At 47.4% G+C, this 18,090-nt stretch carries 20 protein-coding genes and 2 tRNA genes; 12 read left to right on the top strand and 10 right to left on the bottom strand.

What is annotated here, in order from left to right; all coding sequences use genetic code 11:
* The first annotated feature begins 15 nt into the window (after nucleotides 1-15).
* The 8 genes from VJ249_02930 (at nucleotide 16) to VJ249_02965 (ending at nucleotide 7,675) form a co-directional block, all read left to right on the top strand.
* Nucleotides 16-1,599, top strand: coding sequence for an ATPase, T2SS/T4P/T4SS family (locus VJ249_02930; protein ID HKZ93523.1), 1,584 nt, complete (start codon nucleotides 16-18; stop codon nucleotides 1,597-1,599).
* Nucleotides 1,583-3,289, top strand: a complete 1,707-nt coding sequence (locus tag VJ249_02935; protein HKZ93524.1) for a type II secretion system F family protein — start codon at nucleotides 1,583-1,585, stop codon at nucleotides 3,287-3,289. Before VJ249_02930 ends, VJ249_02935 begins: the two co-directional genes overlap by 17 nt.
* On the top strand, nucleotides 3,286-4,119 hold the full coding sequence (locus VJ249_02940) for a hypothetical protein (protein ID HKZ93525.1): 834 nt from the start codon (nucleotides 3,286-3,288) through the stop codon (nucleotides 4,117-4,119). The genes VJ249_02935 and VJ249_02940 overlap by 4 nt, the downstream gene beginning before the upstream one ends.
* A gap of 12 nt (nucleotides 4,120-4,131) precedes the next feature.
* A complete protein-coding gene (locus VJ249_02945) occupies nucleotides 4,132-4,599 on the top strand; it encodes a hypothetical protein (GenBank protein ID HKZ93526.1) in 468 nt (155 codons plus the stop codon).
* Nucleotides 4,600-4,735: 136 nt separating this feature from the next.
* Nucleotides 4,736-5,899 carry a hypothetical protein gene (locus VJ249_02950; protein HKZ93527.1) on the top strand — a complete coding sequence of 388 codons (1,164 nt, stop codon included), beginning with the start codon at nucleotides 4,736-4,738 and terminating at the stop codon, nucleotides 5,897-5,899.
* Nucleotides 5,900-5,946: 47 nt separating this feature from the next.
* Nucleotides 5,947-6,360, top strand: coding sequence for a hypothetical protein (locus tag VJ249_02955; protein HKZ93528.1), 414 nt, complete (start codon nucleotides 5,947-5,949; stop codon nucleotides 6,358-6,360).
* A 2-nt stretch (nucleotides 6,361-6,362) separates the two neighbouring features.
* Nucleotides 6,363-7,154 carry a hypothetical protein gene (locus VJ249_02960; protein HKZ93529.1) on the top strand — a complete coding sequence of 264 codons (792 nt, stop codon included), beginning with the start codon at nucleotides 6,363-6,365 and terminating at the stop codon, nucleotides 7,152-7,154.
* Between the two features lie 161 nt (nucleotides 7,155-7,315).
* Nucleotides 7,316-7,675 (top strand): metalloregulator ArsR/SmtB family transcription factor, encoded by a 360-nt coding sequence (locus VJ249_02965; protein HKZ93530.1) that lies wholly within the window; start codon nucleotides 7,316-7,318, stop codon nucleotides 7,673-7,675.
* Nucleotides 7,676-7,883: 208 nt separating this feature from the next.
* Here VJ249_02965 and VJ249_02970 read toward each other — a convergent pair whose 3' ends face one another.
* Both VJ249_02970 and VJ249_02975 read right to left on the bottom strand, forming a co-directional pair.
* Nucleotides 7,884-8,456, bottom strand: a complete 573-nt coding sequence (locus VJ249_02970) for a CBS domain-containing protein (GenBank protein HKZ93531.1) — start codon at nucleotides 8,454-8,456, stop codon at nucleotides 7,884-7,886.
* 137 nt (nucleotides 8,457-8,593) lie between these two features.
* Nucleotides 8,594-8,681, bottom strand: a tRNA-Leu gene (locus VJ249_02975).
* A gap of 436 nt (nucleotides 8,682-9,117) precedes the next feature.
* Here VJ249_02975 and VJ249_02980 point away from each other — a divergent pair.
* Both VJ249_02980 and VJ249_02985 read left to right on the top strand, forming a co-directional pair.
* A tRNA-Thr gene (locus VJ249_02980) sits at nucleotides 9,118-9,194 on the top strand.
* A gap of 52 nt (nucleotides 9,195-9,246) precedes the next feature.
* Nucleotides 9,247-9,570 (top strand): zinc ribbon domain-containing protein, encoded by a 324-nt coding sequence (locus VJ249_02985; protein HKZ93532.1) that lies wholly within the window; start codon nucleotides 9,247-9,249, stop codon nucleotides 9,568-9,570.
* A gap of 7 nt (nucleotides 9,571-9,577) precedes the next feature.
* Here the strand turns inward: VJ249_02985 and VJ249_02990 are convergent, their stop codons facing one another.
* The 7 genes from VJ249_02990 to VJ249_03020 all read right to left on the bottom strand — a co-directional run bounded on the left by VJ249_02990 (nucleotide 9,578) and on the right by VJ249_03020 (nucleotide 16,287).
* A complete protein-coding gene (locus VJ249_02990; GenBank protein HKZ93533.1) occupies nucleotides 9,578-9,976 on the bottom strand; it encodes a hypothetical protein in 399 nt (132 codons plus the stop codon).
* Nucleotides 9,977-10,325: 349 nt separating this feature from the next.
* The gene (locus VJ249_02995; GenBank protein HKZ93534.1) at nucleotides 10,326-11,765 is read right to left on the bottom strand and encodes a radical SAM protein; all 1,440 of its coding nucleotides are present in this window, start codon (nucleotides 11,763-11,765) and stop codon (nucleotides 10,326-10,328) included.
* 52 nt (nucleotides 11,766-11,817) lie between these two features.
* On the bottom strand, nucleotides 11,818-12,720 hold the full coding sequence (locus VJ249_03000) for a cation diffusion facilitator family transporter (GenBank protein ID HKZ93535.1): 903 nt from the start codon (nucleotides 12,718-12,720) through the stop codon (nucleotides 11,818-11,820).
* Nucleotides 12,717-13,871 (bottom strand): Xaa-Pro peptidase family protein, encoded by a 1,155-nt coding sequence (locus tag VJ249_03005; protein HKZ93536.1) that lies wholly within the window; start codon nucleotides 13,869-13,871, stop codon nucleotides 12,717-12,719. Before VJ249_03005 ends, VJ249_03000 begins: the two co-directional genes overlap by 4 nt.
* Before the next feature lie 21 nt (nucleotides 13,872-13,892).
* Complete coding sequence (locus VJ249_03010) at nucleotides 13,893-14,042, bottom strand: YHS domain-containing protein (protein ID HKZ93537.1); 150 nt, start codon at nucleotides 14,040-14,042, stop codon at nucleotides 13,893-13,895.
* 96 nt (nucleotides 14,043-14,138) lie between these two features.
* Nucleotides 14,139-16,082, bottom strand: coding sequence for an AAA family ATPase (locus VJ249_03015; GenBank protein HKZ93538.1), 1,944 nt, complete (start codon nucleotides 16,080-16,082; stop codon nucleotides 14,139-14,141).
* The gene (locus tag VJ249_03020) at nucleotides 16,075-16,287 is read right to left on the bottom strand and encodes a hypothetical protein (GenBank protein ID HKZ93539.1); all 213 of its coding nucleotides are present in this window, start codon (nucleotides 16,285-16,287) and stop codon (nucleotides 16,075-16,077) included. Before VJ249_03020 ends, VJ249_03015 begins: the two co-directional genes overlap by 8 nt.
* A gap of 19 nt (nucleotides 16,288-16,306) precedes the next feature.
* Between VJ249_03020 and VJ249_03025 the strand changes: the two genes are divergently transcribed.
* Both VJ249_03025 and VJ249_03030 read left to right on the top strand, forming a co-directional pair.
* Complete coding sequence (locus VJ249_03025; GenBank protein HKZ93540.1) at nucleotides 16,307-16,954, top strand: ABC transporter; 648 nt, start codon at nucleotides 16,307-16,309, stop codon at nucleotides 16,952-16,954.
* A gap of 47 nt (nucleotides 16,955-17,001) precedes the next feature.
* A complete protein-coding gene (locus VJ249_03030; protein HKZ93541.1) occupies nucleotides 17,002-17,268 on the top strand; it encodes a hypothetical protein in 267 nt (88 codons plus the stop codon).
* Nucleotides 17,269-17,383: 115 nt separating this feature from the next.
* Here VJ249_03030 and VJ249_03035 read toward each other — a convergent pair whose 3' ends face one another.
* Entirely contained in the window at nucleotides 17,384-17,920 is a 537-nt protein-coding gene (locus VJ249_03035; protein HKZ93542.1) for a hypothetical protein, read from the bottom strand.
* Between the last annotated feature and the right edge of the window lie 170 nt (nucleotides 17,921-18,090).

Consider the following 18,090-nt stretch of genomic DNA (forward strand, 5'->3'; position numbering starts at 1 on the left):
TATAGGAGAACTACAATGGTACACCTCAAACTCTCAGGGATAAAGATAGGTCTAGGTAAGAAGCCAAAGGTTGACGCAATTCCTCCCGCGCCGCCATTGTCCATTCCACGCGGTTATAATGTTGTTGAAAGAACTAGCCTGTATGAACCGTTCGCTCATGCGGTTATCGTGCAGAACCCCGCGACAGGCGAGTACAAGTACATTCTAGACGAGTTGCAATTGGACACTTTTGAACGAGAAATCTACAACAAGATATTGGAAGTTCTGCTCGCTGAGATCAAGTCGCCACGGGAAGAAATAAAGAATCCAAGAGAGTTCTTCGACAATGAAGCTAAGAAGATAGTGGACAAGTACCGCATCAGCTTGGGATGGCTACCGGACGTATCATGGTCAAAGATCATTTACCATGCTGAGCGTGATTTGGTCGGCTTCAGCCATATTGATGCTCTCATGCATGACCCCAACATTGAGGATATTTCCTGTGACGGTGTTACCAAACCAGTTTATATTTGGCATAGAAAGTTCGAAAGCCTTGAAACCAACATGTCTTTCAAAGACGATGAAGAACTTGACAACCTAATCGTCAAACTAGTTCACATGTCCGGCAAGCATGTAAGCTCAGCTTTCCCCATTGTCGACGCTTCACTGCCAGGTAAACACAGGCTCGCAGTCTGCTATAGACGAGAAGTAACGCCTTTCGGTACAACGTTTACCATCAGGAAGTTCAGGGAAGATCCATATTCAATCATCGACATGATCAATTTGGGCACACTTTCAGAAGAAGTGGCAGCATACTTCTGGATGGCCCTTGAGAACAGAGCATCAGTCATGGTGCTGGGCGGAACGGGTGCCGGCAAAACCACTGCCCTAAATGCTTTGGCTTGTCTAATTCGTCCAGGCAGCAAGATTCTGACTATCGAGGAGACAGCTGAGCTTAATCTGTCGCATGAGAACTGGGTTGCCTTCATAGCCCGTCAAAGCTACGGTCTCGGCGAGAACCACAGCGGCGAAGTTTCATTGTTCGACTTAGTCAAAGCAGCTATGAGACATCGTCCAGACTATCTTGTCGTAGGAGAGGTTCGAGGTAGCGAAGCTTACGTGTTGTTCCAAGCTCTGGCGACAGGTCACGGTGGCATGTGTACCATGCACGCTGAAAGTGTTAATTCAGCGGTTAAACGGTTGACTTCGAAACCAATGGATATTGCTCCTGCCTACATATCCTTGATGAACGTTATTGCTGTGGTTCAGCGAGTGCATTTGCCAAAGGGTGGTGAAATGAGAGCTTATCGACGCCTGACCGCGGTTGAGGAAATAGCGGACTATGAAAAGTACAAGAAAGCTTACAACTGGAGTCCAGCTGATGACGACTTTGCTTCCTCGATCGATAAGGGCGTGCTTATTCCTACGATAGCGAAGAAAAGTGGCAAGACCGAGCAGGAGGTCTTAGATGAGCTTGAGAAACGGAAGAATGTCCTCAAGTGGATGCGTGCGCATAAGATACGAAGTTACCGTGACGTAGCAGCCATCATCTCCGAGTATTATGCAAGACCAGATGAATTCTACCAGAAGAGGGTGGAAGCATTTGCCACTTCTCAATAGCCTAGAAGGCTGGTCATACCGCCTCTTCGGCAACATCGCTCCAAAATTCTTGAGCACCATCTTCGAGTTCAAGGGCAATCTCAAAAGAGCAGGAATGAAAATCTATCCGGAAACCTACGTCACATTGATGTTTCTCTCAGCAGTTCTGACAATACCAGTGACAGTGGCAGCTCTGATCCTGCTTTATCTCTTCAAGTTTGTTTTCCTTGTCTTCTTGGTTCCTATGCCATTATTCATTATGATAGTGTTCATGATCACGCCTTCAATGAAAGCAGGCGAGAGAGCGAGTTCGCTAGAACGGGAAATACCTTTCGCGTCAGCGTACATTACTGTCATGGCAACGGGCGGCATATCGCCTTACATGAGCATCAAGCGATTGTGTAATGTTCATCTGATGCCTGCTATGAGACGTGAAGCTAGAGAGATCATGCGTGATGTTGAAATCTTTGGCGTTGACCCTCTCTCTGCTCTCGAAGACTCGGCCAAGAACCATCCGTTGGACACATACCGAGATTTCATGGCGGGTTACGCCTCCACAGTCATAACTGGGGGAGACATCAGTCACTTTCTCGAAGCCAAGACGCATGACATCTTCAAGCACAGATCTCTGAGAATCAAGGCTGCAGCGGAACGCCTAGGTACATTGCTTGAGTCTTTCGTCATTGTCATGGTTCTGATGTCGCTGTGCTTCTATATCCTGTTCAGCGTTGATGCAATTTACAGCACGGGCGTAGGGATGTACTCGACCATGATCTTGTACACATATGTGTTCGCGCCTATGCTCTCTCTTGTGTTTATATACTTGGCTCACGACATGCAACCGAAAAGCCCCATAACCGAATACCGACCATACAAAGTTGCTGCTATATCATCTGCAGTTGCTGCAGTGCTCTTTCTTTCGCTCACAGGTTTCGGCGGCTTCATTCAGATTCCAGTTTTCGATGCAATTAAAAGCATTGTTGATCTGCCCACTGCTCTTGCAGTCTGTTTGTTCATAGCTACAATGCCTGCTGCAATTGTGCACACTCGACTAGCCAAGAAGAAGTCAGAAGTTGAAAAAGGGATTGCCAGCTTTCTCAGAGACCTAACCGAAATCAGAAAAACAGGTATGGCGCCTGAGAAATGCATTGAGAATCTGTCTAGAAGGAATTACGGTGAGTTCACCAATGATTTGGAGAGAATTTCATCGCAGCTTTCTTGGGGTATACCGTTGAGGCAGGTGTTTATGGATTTCATCAAGCGGACTAAGAGCTGGCTTTCTCAGCTAGTCATATTCCTGCTGGTTGAAGGAATCGATGTGGGCGGTGGAACTATCGCGATGATTGAATCGTTGACCCGTTTCAACAACATGACGCAGGAAGTTGAGAGGGAGAAGAAGAGCAACTCTCGACCATTCCTCTTGATCCCATACTTCGCTGCTATTATGCTAGTGTCGACAACTCTCTTGACACTCATATTCGTGACCAAGACCTCAAGCATGGCCACTGAAGGCGTTGGCGGATCACGCATTGACATATCAGGCCTTTCAATGACTTTCAGCGTGTCTGTGATGATTCATGTTTTCATGATTGGCTTGGTAGCAGGCAAAATCAGTGAGGAATCGATTGCAGCGGGCTTCAAGCACTCAGCTTTGCTCGTGATACTCACGTTGGTGGCGTCAGTTATCGTTCCCAAGATGGTGACTTTTTGAGAAGGCTGAAGCTTCTCCCTTTTCTCAAACACAACAGAGCCGCTTCGTACACCTTATCAGCCATGATCATGACGGCAGTGACGGTTGCCTTGGTGTTGGCAGCGTTTATCTATGCCTATCAAATGCTAGACCAGCAAAGAGGAATATCTGAGTGGGAAGTTGCCAAGAAATCCATTTTGGCCTATAACGACGCGTTAGAGAACGTCGCATGGAAGCCAGGCGCAACCCGCTCAGCAAGATTCGCAGCACAATATGGTTACTTGCAGCTAATTCCCAATGCAAACAGCATTACAATAAGTGCCACTGTTAACGGTGTGGCTCGGTCGCTTTCCAATGCTACCTATCCGGGCATGACTGGCATAGTAAAGTATTGGCTCAGCACCGACTACGTCTCATTCGACCCGAACTATGAATCATACATCTTGGGCAACAGCAGCTCACTGATCTCCAGCAGTTCGGACGGCTACGGCAGAGCCGTCATCCGTCAACAACCGGGCATGGTCAGCATGACTCTGGACTATCGAATTCGCGCCATGCGAACCTCAGTTATTCTTGTAAACGGTACGCAAACCAACTACGTGGACATTTGGGTAATCAAGCTCTCAATGTTAGTCCCAAGTGCATGGTCATATGTCAACGAATTCGATCTACAAGCCAAGACCTTGAGTGTGACAACCGCGTCTCATCGTTTCACTGGAGTTACTAATCAAACGAGTGTAGTTTCGGTTCAGATAGGAAGCGCTCCTGCAAGCCAAGTGCCAGTTACGCTAACAGTTCCTGGAACAGTTGTGTACAACGTTGTTGTCGCCAATGTGCAGGTAAACGTTTAGGAGTGAGATTGCATGGCGGCGCCAACCCTAAGCCACCTCATTTTGACCGGTGCCTTAATTGCAGTGGTATTCGCTGTCCAGGTTTTTTACTTCTATGTTGTTGACAACATTTCATCTGAGATGCTTAGGAGAGAGCTGCGGGAACTCACAGACTATGTGGCGGATACAATAGCCAATCTGTACCTGCTGCTAAATGCTACTAACACGAACCCCCCCTTGGAAAAGAGTCTCAGGTTGCCATTGGATGTTGGCGGATCATTCTATTCTCTTGATATCACTTACGATGCAGGCAATAATGCCCAGACAGTGAAAGGCGTGATCCAAGGGAAGTCTTGGCTCAATGTGACTTCGTGGCTTCCAAGAGGTCTGAAAGTGGACACTATGAAGACGCAGACTATTGGATACAGTGTTAAGGCTGCTGTTGCTGGGTGTCAACGCGCTGCCCAAAACGTCTACGTATGGATAGCCTATAAGGGGTGACGCGCAACGAAAACGCAGATCATCAAGCGTGCGAAGACTGCAGACGCCACGATACGTTTTTATGGTGGCAAGGGTAGGTATATGGTGTCGCAAGTCTTCGGTGATAATATATGCGCGGACCTAGGAGATGGGCTAAATGACCGGCGAAGCATATGACCATATGATGGCTGCTGTAGTTTTGGGCGCCATATTCATTGCCGCTGTATTCGTAGTGCCCAGCCTCAGCTACGTGAACCTTTTGTATCTGGATCAGCAGCAACTGCAAAACGTAGCTCTATCAGTCATGAAGACGATTCTCTTTGATGAGGGCTATCCGAATAACTGGGGATCTATGCATGGCACAGGCATGTTCAATGAGAGTGATGTGAAGCGTTTTGGTTTAGCTGCTCTGAACGATCCTTCATTGTACGTTCTGGACTCAAATAAGGTTCAAAGGCTTGCATACAATCCTATGGGAAACATTTCCTTTCAAAGGGCTCAGGAGCTGCTGGGGCTGTCTGGCTACGCCTTTGGTCTTGTTTTTCGTCCTCTGTTCAATGTGTCCCGAAACGTGAACATCGCGAGACCCAACGACAATACCGCAACTATCACGTTCACCGCCAACGTGTCACGTTATGACGGACAACCTGTACCTAATGCTATTGTGCGTGCAACAATAGTCTACGCTGTCGATTCCAGTAGCTATATGACATATACCTCGAACGTCGTGACAAATACGGACTCTCTTGGAAGAAGCGGTGGAAGTCTGACAGTCAGTGTGAGTGGAAACGATAAGATCAAAGATGTCTTGGTTATCTTCCGAGTTACTGTTGCTGACAGAGCGACACTGGTTGTGTCAGCCCAAGATACGCATGATCCAGATGACATTGCCAAGATCAACGTTGTCGGCAACACGATAGTACTTAGCATGCCTGAAGATGTCCCTGGTTCAAATGATGCACGATGGATAACTAACATCATGATGTACAATTTCGAAACATCGATTTCTCTATTGAATGGCACTGGAACAGGCAACGACAACAAACTGAATTACGGTAGCCAAACTCTTTGGAGCCAAGCCTTCAACGGACTTTATGAAAGTGAACCAGGAGTGTTGATCATAACCTTCCGCACAGAGACAGATGAGCCAGGCGGTCGAACTTTGGCAGTGCTGATTGGTCCTTATGGGTTGTGGGGACAGAGTGGCATAATGCGGTTCAACAATGTGCCTGTTAGCAGTGGGGCTTCGGCGTCTATTTCGAGAGATGTCATAATTGCAGGGATGGCTTACGTTGCAGAGTTACGGCTGTGGAAGACTTGACAACAAAAATGACAAAAGTGAGGAATCGTAGAAGCGTCAAAGGTCAAATGCGTGTCGTTGAGGCCATAATGGCTTCACTGATCGTAATCTCAGCACTCACGTTCCTCTACTTTTTTGCTGCAACTCCTTCCAGTCAAGCGCATGATACAAGCGAGCTGGAGAAAATCGGTCACAACATTCTGCATGATATCGATGAACAGCAGTTGTTGGCACGGTATGTTTACAATTCTGAGTGGGCGAATTTCACTTCTGCTCTCGTGGTCTCACTACCTACTAACGTTTACTTCAACTTGTCCATCTATGACATAAACTATAATCGGATTAGCCATCCTTTGATGCAGTACGGAGATCAGCAGGTTTTCAGCTCTTCAGGAGCTGTTGCTTCGGTGACGTACATTGTGCCAGGATATCGGACGAATTACAACCCAAGAATTCTGCTTCTAAAGCTGGTGACTGGGTAAGAATGAGGCTGGCTAGGGAAACGAAAGGGCAGTTCATAATCATCGGGGCTATGTTGCTTTCCATCATGATAGTGTCGGTTAGCACGGTCATTTATGGAACCGTCACTTATTATAGGCAGGAAAGATGGGAAGAGTACGTCACAATAGTAGACAGCGTCAAAACAGCATCATGTAATATTCTTCAAGTCGGACTGGCTAACTATGCGCAAACATCAAACTCCACCGTTCTGAGGGACTATTTTAACCAATGGATTAGGGATGTGAGAAATGCGTATCCCGGTTTTGGCGTTGACGTAGGTTATGCACTGGCAAATGAGGCTCGTTCTGCATATGGAGTTAGTCTGAAGTACAGTTTGGGTTTGAATCGCACTTGGAACCAACCCGCGTCGTATGTTGCTTCAAATGCCACGGTGAGCATTGATATTGCGTCGGCGGGTTTGACGGGATACAATTTCTCATCTCATGTATTTCTGAAAATGAGTATTCGGGATGCTATATGGTACACCAAATCAAGCAAACGCTATGTACTCATTTATGTGTCAGTAGACAAGGAAGGGCCAGAACCTGTGATTAATCTGCAAGCAAGCAATTTTCCTAGTGTGAAGTTAAGTGGTGCAAACCAGAGTTTTACCGCTAAGCGCTATTACAGCTCTACGTACAATTACTTCATCTATGAGATTAAGATAAGCTGGGATGGTCCTTTGGTGCCTTCAAGCGCTGAAGTGACACTGTTAGATAATCGGGGCATAAAGACTGTGTCTTACACGACTACCGTGTTGCAGGACAGTAGCTAACACAGTAAGTATGACGTGGGCTGAGTAGTTTTTTCCAGTTGATTTTGATATCTGCGTGATTCATAGTTTTGTTGCATGTCGCCTTTTTTTTGGAGTTGCATAGTAAGGTTTATCCATTGTTGAAGAATATTTCATCTGAGTCCGTTGGGCTGGTCTAGTCCTTGAAACAAAGTCTAGCCGAGACTTGCTATAGGTTCTTCTCGGTTCTAGCCAATCCTACGCGATTAGCCATCCTTGAAAACTTGCGCAGAGGTCCCATGAACGTCAAACAGGTTGCGGATGCGCTGAAACAGGAGCAGAGCATGATCTCGCATAACTTGAAACCATTAGTGGAGTGTCGATTTGTATTTGTTGAAAGGAAATGGAAAGAACGAATCTACTCAATCAACAGGGAAACAATGGAGCCGGTGTTTAAAGCTTTCAATTTTCATGCAGAGAAATACTGCCCAACGAAGGGCAGATGCCTCAAGAACCCTAGGAAGCGGTCTAGGGCAAAACTAATCTATGTAAGACATGAATGAGAGGACGAATCAGAGGAGATGAGAAAGTGACGCAAACCAAATCGTGTTTGGTTAGTTTGTTCCTTGTTCTGCTGTTCTTGTCTTCGGGCATGTTGTTCGCGAATCTGTTGTTGAGACCAGCCGTCTGTGTTTCTTGAATTTAACATAGCTTTCGTGATCGTCTTCAGAGGTGTATTTTTGTCTTGACATTGCTGCAGGACAGCGAAAATTAGTCCCGTGAACGCAAACTACCTCTGCACCCGTTTTCATCAAACCACATACATTTTGGCCCCAAACAGTTGATTAACGATCCACCAATTACAATTTGTGGGCATCTTCTTTCTTCTAGGTCAACGTCATACAATTCGAGAGTCTTTTTGAAATTGCTTGGTGCATTCTTTAAAGAAAGCTTAACGCCTGCATTGTTTTTTCTCAGCGCCGAGGCTACGTCTGTGAGGCTCAGAATACCCATCAGGCGCTCATTCTTCATTACAATCAATTTCTTGATTCGCTGTCTGATCATCACGTGCGCAGCTTTGTTTAGAGTTATGTTGGGGGCGACATACACGAGTGGTTTTGACATTATTCCATGTAGCCGTATTTTGCCCGGGTCCTTTCTGGAAAAAAGTACTCTTTTTAGCAGATCCCTTTCGGTTACGATGCCGACTGGTTTTTCTTTGTTGACGACTACTATGCAGCCGATTTCGTGTCTGTTCATTATCTCCGTCGCTGTTAGAACGGTTTCTTCAATGTCTGCAGTCTTGACATTTTGAACCATAACGTCCTTTACTTTTATTGACAACTCGAGCCCGCCGAATCCAAATTGCCTCTTTTCTCTGAGCGCACAAAAAAAAGGTTTGCGAATCGGGAATTCTGCGTGAGCATTCAGATTTAACTTCAATCTTCTCGTGATGTTCACAGCTATGGTTCACGCGAGGCTGGTGCGGGGGGTGGGATTTGAACCCACGAAGGCCTACGCCACAGGGTCCTAAGCCCTGCTCCTTAGACCAGGCTTGGAAACCCCCGCTCCCATAACAACCTGCGCGTGGTGAATGTCAAAGCAGAGATATTAGAGTTCATACTAAACTTAAGAATAGTGGATTATCTGTGGCGCTGAGTTTTCAGATGTTATTAACTCCAGCTTAGACAGTGTAATACTGACTTCTTGGTTCTCGATTAATATTGAAAAGAGGATGGAAGTTTTTCATCAGTCAACTTTTTTCTATCATGACAGCCGGGAACTGTTCTAATCCCTGCTCGTCTTCATCATCTGAAAAATATTATCAAGCGTAGCCTCCCCAGAGTTGAAATGCTTTTACGCTTGCTTCGGTTTCAGGCGCGCACGAACTATGCATGTTCAGGTTGTTTGCATAAAATTCTTTTGGTGTGTTGGCGCCCAGCGGATTTGGCGGGAAACCTTAATTTACGGTTAACGTGAAAATAACGTGCGCTGAGCATATTGTGCCTCGGTAGCCTAGCCTGGTGGGGCATCGCCTTGGTAAGGCGGCGGTCGCGGGTCCAAATCCCGCCCGAGGCTCCAAAAGCCTTAAGAACAAAATGGAATCGAAGATGTGAACGGAGAGCATACAGAATTGGTTTACTGTTCAAAATGCGGCACGAAGAACGAAGACGCGGCAGCGTACTGCGTAAAATGCGGCATGAGCCTGCAGACTGGAACAACTGAATCACGACGATATGAGAGGAAACGAGCTGAAGGCGAATGCTTTGGGCTTCCCCACGGCGGCGCTATAGCAGGCATAGCCATCGGCTCATTGATACTTCTCTGGGGCATATTCACACTAGCTGAACAACAACGTTGGATTTCTCAGGCACCTGAACTCTGGTGGCTAGTAATCATCATCATAGGCATACTCATAATAGCAGGCGGAATCTACCGATCAACCCGCCGCTACTAACCCTTCTTTATTCCTCGGGATTTCCCTTCGCGTCACAGGATTCCGTTGCGCAACGCAAGCAAGTTCGCTCATGATCCCATTTTGAAAATGATATTTTTGTCGTAATCCAAAGAATGCTCAGGGCTGCGATGAAGAAGTCCGCAAAAACGTCATGTGTCAGCTCTTCGACGCCTAACAGGATGAGAAACGCTCCAACCACAAAAAAAGCGCCCGTGAACAAACGCATAACACCTTTTTGAATGGGTAGCAGGGACTGCAACAATCCTAGCGCAACGCCCACAACACCGACGGCGACAGCTGGTAGCGCATTCTGACCTATCTGCAAATTCCCGAAGAAATAGGCGGCAACGCCTGCAAGTGCAAGCACTGCGCCTGACAGCAGTCCGGAACAAGTGGCGCAGAACACTCTTCCACCTACAGTGAAAACGTGCCCCGAAAATTGGCTGCACTTAGGGTGATGCCCACTTAGAGCAGAGGCAGAGGCATGAGAAATTTGTGGAAATGGCTTCGTCTTTTTCAAATCGCTTCTGAACCTTCCTGAACATCTACCGGGCGACAGGGCAGCTAAAATTCCTAGTGCACAAACGGTTGCGAAAGCGGTACCGACTAAAGGTTTGCGCCAAGCAAAGGCTTCTGGTGAAACTTGCGGGTTGACTGCAAGCAAGACTACAAGGGCTAATCCGAAGAATGAAACTGAAGCTTGAAAAAGAAAACTAGCCTTGCTCAGTTTGGGGTTGCGTCGCTGCAAACTTGGGTCAACCTGGGACTAGGCTCTTTAACTGTCTCAGGACGCCTTGGCGCATCATGTAGCGGTAGGTTCTTCTCTTTATGGCATTACGTGAGAACACGCCTTGAAGCTGCCTGCGCCACGATCCGAAGTAACTTCGGTAGCATCGATAAAGCTCGTGCTGAAGTTCTTCTCGGGTCAATGTTTCTGTGGGCATTATGGCGTGGACCATGTCGTAGTTAGCCCAGTTCCAGTCTTCGATCCAGCTGTTGCGTTTGGCTTCTTCGAAAAGGTCGGTGCCTGGATACGGCGTTAAAATCATGAATATAGCGAGGTCGGGATCTATGAAGTTGATGAACTCCCTCAGGTCATTGATTGTCTTCTCTGTGTCGCTTCGTTCTCCGATTATGCATGTGGCTTGTGAAAAGATGCCGTTTTCCTTCAGCAATCGAACTGCTTTTCTGTTGTCGTCTGGGTTGGTTCCTTTTCGGAAGCTGTTGAGCGTGAACTTGCTGTGGCTTTCAACGCCGAGGAGCAGAAAATTGATTCCCGCCCTGTACATCTTTGGCAGCAGGTCCTTGTTGTTCACAACGTCGTCGCATCGTCCCTGCATAAAGACGATTAAGTCATCTGAGAATCTGCGAGCAGTCAGTTGATCGCAGAGTTCTTCCATGCGTTTGCCAAAGCCGAAGTTGTCATCGGTCAGCCACATTAACCGGATTCCATAATTATTATACAGATGTTCGATTTCGTCGGCGACTCGTTTGATCGACTTGTGTCTCCAGACGCCTTGCCAATGTTTCCATTGGGAGCAGAAAGTGCATCGGTGAGGGCAGCCGCGTGATGCTTCCACCATGCCGTAGCCCTTGCGCCCCGCCATCATCGTGAAGTGATACTTGTGGACATAGTCTTTGACGAAATGATATCCCGGAAAGGGCAGAGCATCCAAGTTTTCCATCAAAGGTCTGTCCGGGTTGTGTCTAATTGTCTGTCCATGCCTGAAGGATATGCCCTTGATCTTTGAGAGATCTGGTTTCTTATGCGCTTTGTCGACCGCTTCCACTAGTTCCACAAGCGTCTGCTCGCCTTCTCCCCTGACGATAACATCGATTTCGGGATAGGCTTCAAGGCTTTCTTGGGCAGTAACCGTATAGTGTTGTCCGCCTGTAACTGTCACGGCGTCTGGACTGATTTTCTTGGCTGTTTCAAGGGTTCGCGCTGTCACATATGCGTTGCATGTAGCAAACCCGCTTGAGGCAACGACGTCTGGGTTGAAGGATTCAATGCGTTTCTCAAGTTTTTCCCAGTTTAAGCCCATGGCTTGGCAGTCGACAACCTCGATGTCCACATTCTTGATTTGGCTTTCAAGATACGCGGCGAGTTGAAGGATTCCGTAAGGGGGAGGAAGATACTCGCCCATTACAAACCAGTAGTCTTTTGGCGGCTCAACAAAAAGGACTTTAGTCAAGGCAGTCAGATCCTTGGCGTGTGTGTACGATATATGCGTACGGCGTTGAATTTTACTTCTTTGGGTCTTGCCCACTTGAGCTGTATGGGTCAACGTGGATTACGCAGTGTTTGCAGCCCGTCTCGTGGCTAACTTTGTCTTGAACCTCTTCAGCGATTCTGTCGGCTTCTTCTATGGGTGTGCCTCTTGCTACCTCTATGTGAAAACCCGTGTGAACCATGTTCGGTCCCACGTACTCAGCTTTCAGATCATGAACTCCTAAGACGCCTTTCACAGACTTTGCGGTCGACTCGATCTTTTCCATGAATTCTCTACTGGGTGCTCTGCCCACAAGGTAATGAACATTATCTTTAAACAAGTATATGCCGCTGGAAGCAATTACTGCAGCCACAAACGTGGAAGCTAAAGGGTCAGCCACAGGGTAGCCTTGCGCAACGAGAATCACGGCGATCAGCGCTGCCACGTAAGACACTTCGTCTTTCAGAAGTGCAATCAACTGCGCTCTTACGGAAGCTCCTTTCGTCTTAACTCTAAGAATGTCAATGGTTGGAACAGCGATGACCACCACGCCGATAATTATCACAGTCAAAGCAAGACTTGTGTTAGGCAATTCACCAGCTTCTTGCGTCTGAAAGAGTTTTGGAACAGCCTCTCGAAACATCTCTAAGCTCATGAAGAAAATCAGAATTGTGGCTGAAACCAAGGCTGCAACGTTCTGACCTCGCCCGTGACCGAACATGTGGAACTCGTCGGCTGGCTTCCGCGACCAGTACGTCGATAGCAAGAGAAAAGAGGAGACCAAGACGTCGCTCAGCATTTCTAAAGCCTGCGCCAACAGCACTAGAACTCCAGTTGAGGCGTATGCCCCTAGCTGGAGGACAACCAGTGCCGAGTAGCTTAGCAACGCGATCTTGATGCCGCGTGTTTCGCTGGCGTGTTCTTTGATATTGGTCATTCTAGCGCTCTGTTATACTTGGTTAATTCATCGTAGCCTTTGCCTGTTACTGCAACTGTATCCTCAACTCTTACACCGAAATTGCCCAAGTAAAGACCGCAGTTGCCGATTGATATTACCATGCCGGGCTTAAGTTCATCTTTAGGTTCTTCTCCGTGAAAGAAAGCATGTCCAGCCGGCAACGGAGGTTCTTCGAATTCCAAGCCTACGCCGTGAATCGGGGGACCGAGAAAATACGCTTCGTAACCCTTTTTTTCGAATACCTCGTGCATAATGTTCTCAAGCTTCGTCATAGTCGCATCGGGACCGACGGCTTCCACCGCTGCTCTTTGCGCTTTCATGTACACCTTGAACGCTTTGCGCTGTTTTTCAGAAGCTTTTCCAACAGATATTGTGCGGCAGAGATCTGCATGGTACGCGTTGACGGTCGGATGAATGTCGATCATAACCAGATCGCCCCTCTGCACTTTTCTAAGACTGACTACACCATGAGCTATTGACGACCTAGGACCCGAGGCTACGTAAGTCCTAAAGAATTCTTCAGCGCCTTTCTTCCGCATCATGTATTCAGCTTCAGCCGCGATCTCAGTCTCAGTTACTCCCGCCTTGGTTGCATTTATCGCAGCGTCCATGGCTGAGTCAGCTACTTTCGCCGCGTTCCTCAGCAGCTCAACCTCTTCTCTGGACTTCACGATTCTCAAATCAGTCATTATTGAAGTGGCATCAGCAAATTCCAGCTTCGGAGGCTTAGCATGTGGGTGCTTGAACATCTCAAGCATCGAAACCCTCAAGAAAGTGTTTTCAACACCGACTTTGCCTTTTTTCAGGTCCAGTTCCTTCCATATGTGCATAAGCGAATGCAACATTCCAACTTCATCATCAAATCCGAGTATGCGTTCGGATGCACAAGTCTTCTTCACGTCTTCGAGGTCGGTCTTGGGCACGGCGACGTAGGTGCTTCCATTTTTCGCAACTATGGCGAAAGCGCAGAGCCTACCATCACCCACGAGATACATCATGTTCTGAGGCTTAGTTAGGAGAATTGCATCGAGACCAGCTTTCTCCATCAGTGTGTTTGCGCGCTTCACCCTTTCCTTGAACACTCTGCTATTTGCTCGAGAGCCTCTATGATACTCTACCCGTTCTTCCAACGCTGCCTACACGCTCCGCTTTTACTTGGATTTGACGTATTTCTCTGGGGTTCTATCAAATTTCTGCTTGCACATGGGTGCGCAGAAATAGTAGGTTTTGCCCTTGTATTCAGACTTCCACTTGGCGGTTTTCGGGTCTACTTCCATCTTGCAGACAACATCCAAAGCCATTTTCAATCACTCACGCAAGCGAGCGTCTGTTGAAGTGGCTAATCTGGTTTTCGATTAATGTCCCGTTCTCAAAAACGTGTCAAGCGGATTTGATTTTCAATCAAACGTGAGTAACCTGAGCACGGTTGAAGGCACATCCTCGTAGTTTCTCAGCACGAGGAACTTTCCTTTCCCTGCTTCAGCTAGTCGTCGACAGTTTTCGAAATTCACTACTTTTCCTCTTGCGCTCGGAACCGCCAAAACGTGGAGGGCTGGGTATTCCTCAGCTATCGGAACAGGGTCTTCTGTCGTGTGTATGCCATCTGTTATGAGAACGCCAATCTTGGCTTTAGAAGAGGCTTTCGTCATTTGTTTCAACCCCATGTCTAACGCTCCTTTAATGTCGGTGAAGCCCTCAGGTTTCTGCTCCAAGATTTCCCTTACGAGCCTGTGCAAGTCTTTGCGCGCATTGATTTCCTTAAGAGCACAGACCTTGCTGCTGAACAAGAGAACAGCAAACTCCTCATCCTTTAACGCGTGGGAGAGAACACCTGTGCATAAGGCTGCAGTCAAAATCTTTCTCCCAGCCATCGAACCAGACTGATCCATCATGAGAACCAAGGAACGTTTGATTCGAGAAGGCTCTTTGGAAACTATCGTGTCATTATTAACCGTCATTGTCTCAGTGTAACTGTCGATTGTTTCATCCCAGTCCACTTCTCTGCCAGATTCATAGTCAACTCGCCTCATCAAAGGCGACTTGGCTCCAGTGAGATAGATTTCTTCAGCCTTCCTCAAGACGCTATCAGTGTACGTGTGCAGAATGAGATCGTAAACCTTCTCGTGAAGCCATGGTCGAACCTTGTGGAAAACCTCTAAGAAAACTTCAGGATTCGCACCTTGCACCTCTTTGATGTATTCAGGGTCGCTGTTGAGCTGTTCCGCAACTTTTTCAGGTCTGTCCTTAGCGTAAGACCTTAACGTGTAAATCTCTCTCATCGCAAGCGATTTATTAGGCTGCTTAGCAACTGCCTTCTTTCTCACTAGCTCTTCATCAATCTCATCTTTTCGCTTGGCACTACTCCTTTCGTCTGCTTGAGAATTCTCGTCATTGGCAAAGGGGTCGCGGCGGTCTGGTAGGCGGCTGACTCTTTCTCGGAAGGCTCCGTGAAACGCCGCGTTAACCACTTCAGCTGTGATCTGCTCTCTAGTCTTTGTTACATTATCTTTCAGCTTGAGTTTCTTCTGAAAAGCCATGAGAGCTGCTTGAAGAACCACATCCTCATCGCGCGCGTCTCCATCCAACTCAGCAAGTATGCAACCCATCTGAATGCCAGCTCGAACCGAAACTCCCGTGGCCAAGTCGGGATGATGAAAAGTCTGATTCACACACGCCTCAATAACATCCAAGGCTTGTTCATTCTTGGCTATGTCCTCATATCCTCGTAGTAAAAGCTCTCGACGAATGATCTCCCGCTCCTCACTCGAGTCTTGACGCTCCATAGGAACCCACACAAAACGATCAGCCGCTGCCTCAGGAAGAGGATAAGCCCCAGCATGCTCCATCGGATTCGCAGTCACGATAACAGAAAAACCCGGTTCTGCCTTTATAGTTCCGAGCTTGGGGATAACTACGATTCGCTCATCCATAGCTGTCAGCAAGGCATTCCACGTGTCAGAGGGAAGACGGGTGCCCTCGTTAACGAAAAGAATGCCGCCTTCCTTCATAGCCTTCGTTAAAGGTCCATCGATAAACGTGTCCCACGAAAAACCAGGCTTGATATCCCGCTTCTCCGCCTCATCCGATTCCAGCAAAACGAGGGAAGGATCAAACCAACCCACAATCTTCTGCATCGTCATGTCAGGCGCGCCGTCAACACGGAAAAAAGGACGCTTCAACGCCTTAGCCACCTCCAAAGAAACCTTAGTTTTCCCTCGCCCAACTCCGCCTTCAATCAAAACCGGAGTACCAGACCTCACCGCTGCCAGAATCAAACGAATCTCACGTCCGCGACCAACCAACTGCTCAGCAATCTGACCAGCCAAATCATTCTCATTCAAAGTCGACACATATCCTTGTTGCACTGAGCGTAGAAGTACAGTAAAAGCTTATTCCGCTGAGCGGGTTAGTGAGCTTAACGTTGAGCGCTTCGAATTGAGAAAAGACGGGTCTATAGCCCTTAACCATCCCCAAGGCGCACATGACGATTGCCACTAGGCCTGCGCCTTGGCTTTGTTCTCTACCGTAGATTAATACCTGAACCATTCTTGCAGATGATTCCAGCATGACAGGGCGAAAGGAATTTTTCCAAATTACGAAGTATGCCCGTCGCTATGATAAACGAGAAGGCAAATTCATAGTTGACATTGCGTATGAAACAGCAACAGAGATCACACCACGCACAATAGCGGTTTCAGAAGCGTTTGGGCTCGGCGCCGATCAGCAGCAGAAGTTTGTCATCTTCGACAACGTGGAGCTAAAAATCGGCTTCAACGACATCGTGTACATCACGGGTGATTCTGGCAGCGGCAAATCGGTTTTGCTACGCACATTGGAGAAGGATATCCGAGATAACCCTGAGTTGGGCGGCGTCATCAACATCGCCGACATCGACGTGGATCCTGACAAGCCTCTAATTGAAACTGTGGGCAAAACCGTTGAGGAAGGCTTAGAGCTGCTTTCTCGAGTAGGCTTAAATGATGCCTTTCTTTTCGTTAGGCGTTATCGTGAGCTTTCTGACGGGCAACGTTACTGTTACAAGATTGCTAAGATGATGGAGAGTAAGGCTCAGTTTTGGGTTATGGATGAATTCTGCGCCACTTTGGACCGGGACACCGCTAAAATCGTAGCTTACAACCTTCAGAAGCTTGCTAGGGCAAACGGCAGAGCTGTCCTAGCAGCCCAACGCACACGGATCTCTTTGAGGACCTGAAGCCTTCGGTTCACGTTCACAAGCGATTTGGGAAAGAAATCTGTGTAATGTACTATACAAATGAGGCAGCTAAGGACTGCAGTTTATCAAAGGAGATTCGTATAGAGGAAGGCACAAGAGTTGATTACGGCCTACTAGCTGGCTTTCATTATCGTAGTCACAATGTTGGGGTTGTACGCAAGATTTTCCGAGCAGCTCGAGGCGATGAGATCTGCGGAGTCTTACCTTGCTTCTCACATTTTGAGGTTTCCAATGGTTCATACATAGGAATCATAACTAGCCTAGGCTCTGGAAAACTGAGAGAATTTTGTTAGAGCAATTAGGTTTGGGATAGAATTTCTATGCACACACACACAAATCATTCCGCGATGTCAGCTCACTGCTGCTTTTCCCTTTGCTCCGCTCCGCAATGAGGACAAGTCTCAGACGCTATTGGAATGTCTTTGCCGCAGTTGACACATTGTTTGAAGAACACCTTTGGGTTTCTCCCACCATCACAAGGGGTGCTTCTGCCGCTTGCCACATACCAGCAATGTGTCTGGCAACAAAGCCGTCGACGAAAGCATAGGCAATGAACAACACTACAACTGTGACTATGCTGGGCGCCGCGGGGCTGATGACAATAGACGGGATATGTACCATGATAAATGCGATAGAAAGTGCCAAACCGTGAACCAAAACAGTTTTCCAATCAGTCTTGATCGACATGTGCCAGATAAAGCCCGTTAGCATACTGTTAAGCCCCCCCATGAAAAAGAACAGCACAACAAACCCGATTAACAACCCAATGCCCCAGCGGGCTAACCAAGCGACTGGCGGGCTGATAAAGAAAATTGTGTCGAGCTGGACAAGCACCATAAGGATGCCTGACGACCCAAAACCGAAGACAAGTCCTATGATAGAGAACAAAATGCCGTGCACAAAATACTTTGCCAGCAACCTCAACTGGGATTCAGATTCAGTCAACAAAACTCCCTTTAACTGGTATCATCAGACAAGGCTTAAATCGTGTGTGCATAGAATTTCTATCCCCACACACACACACACCCCTCCTCCCTCATATCATAAACAGAGACACAGACACAGAGAGAGCACACTATATAAAGACATGACAAGCATAAAAGAGGGTTTTGCCT

The sequence above is a fragment of the Candidatus Bathyarchaeia archaeon genome (assembly GCA_035283685.1).
GTDB lineage: Archaea > Thermoproteota > Bathyarchaeia > Bathyarchaeales > Bathyarchaeaceae > DATETJ01.

What these genes read in the sequence shown, in the direction of transcription:
- VJ249_03000 (HKZ93535.1), bottom strand. Translation starts at nt 12,720, where the DNA reads ATGACCAATATCAAAGAACACGCCAGCGAAACACGCGGCATCAAGATC.
- VJ249_03030 (HKZ93541.1), top strand. Translation starts at nt 17,002, where the DNA reads ATGTACTATACAAATGAGGCAGCTAAGGACTGCAGTTTATCAAAGGAG.
- VJ249_03025 (HKZ93540.1), top strand. Translation starts at nt 16,307, where the DNA reads ATGACAGGGCGAAAGGAATTTTTCCAAATTACGAAGTATGCCCGTCGC.
- VJ249_02950 (HKZ93527.1), top strand. Translation starts at nt 4,736, where the DNA reads ATGACCGGCGAAGCATATGACCATATGATGGCTGCTGTAGTTTTGGGC.
- VJ249_02960 (HKZ93529.1), top strand. Translation starts at nt 6,363, where the DNA reads ATGAGGCTGGCTAGGGAAACGAAAGGGCAGTTCATAATCATCGGGGCT.
- VJ249_03020 (HKZ93539.1), bottom strand. Translation starts at nt 16,287, where the DNA reads ATGGTTCAGGTATTAATCTACGGTAGAGAACAAAGCCAAGGCGCAGGC.
- VJ249_02930 (HKZ93523.1), top strand. Translation starts at nt 16, where the DNA reads ATGGTACACCTCAAACTCTCAGGGATAAAGATAGGTCTAGGTAAGAAG.
- VJ249_02945 (HKZ93526.1), top strand. Translation starts at nt 4,132, where the DNA reads ATGGCGGCGCCAACCCTAAGCCACCTCATTTTGACCGGTGCCTTAATT.
- VJ249_03010 (HKZ93537.1), bottom strand. Translation starts at nt 14,042, where the DNA reads ATGGCTTTGGATGTTGTCTGCAAGATGGAAGTAGACCCGAAAACCGCC.
- VJ249_02955 (HKZ93528.1), top strand. Translation starts at nt 5,947, where the DNA reads ATGCGTGTCGTTGAGGCCATAATGGCTTCACTGATCGTAATCTCAGCA.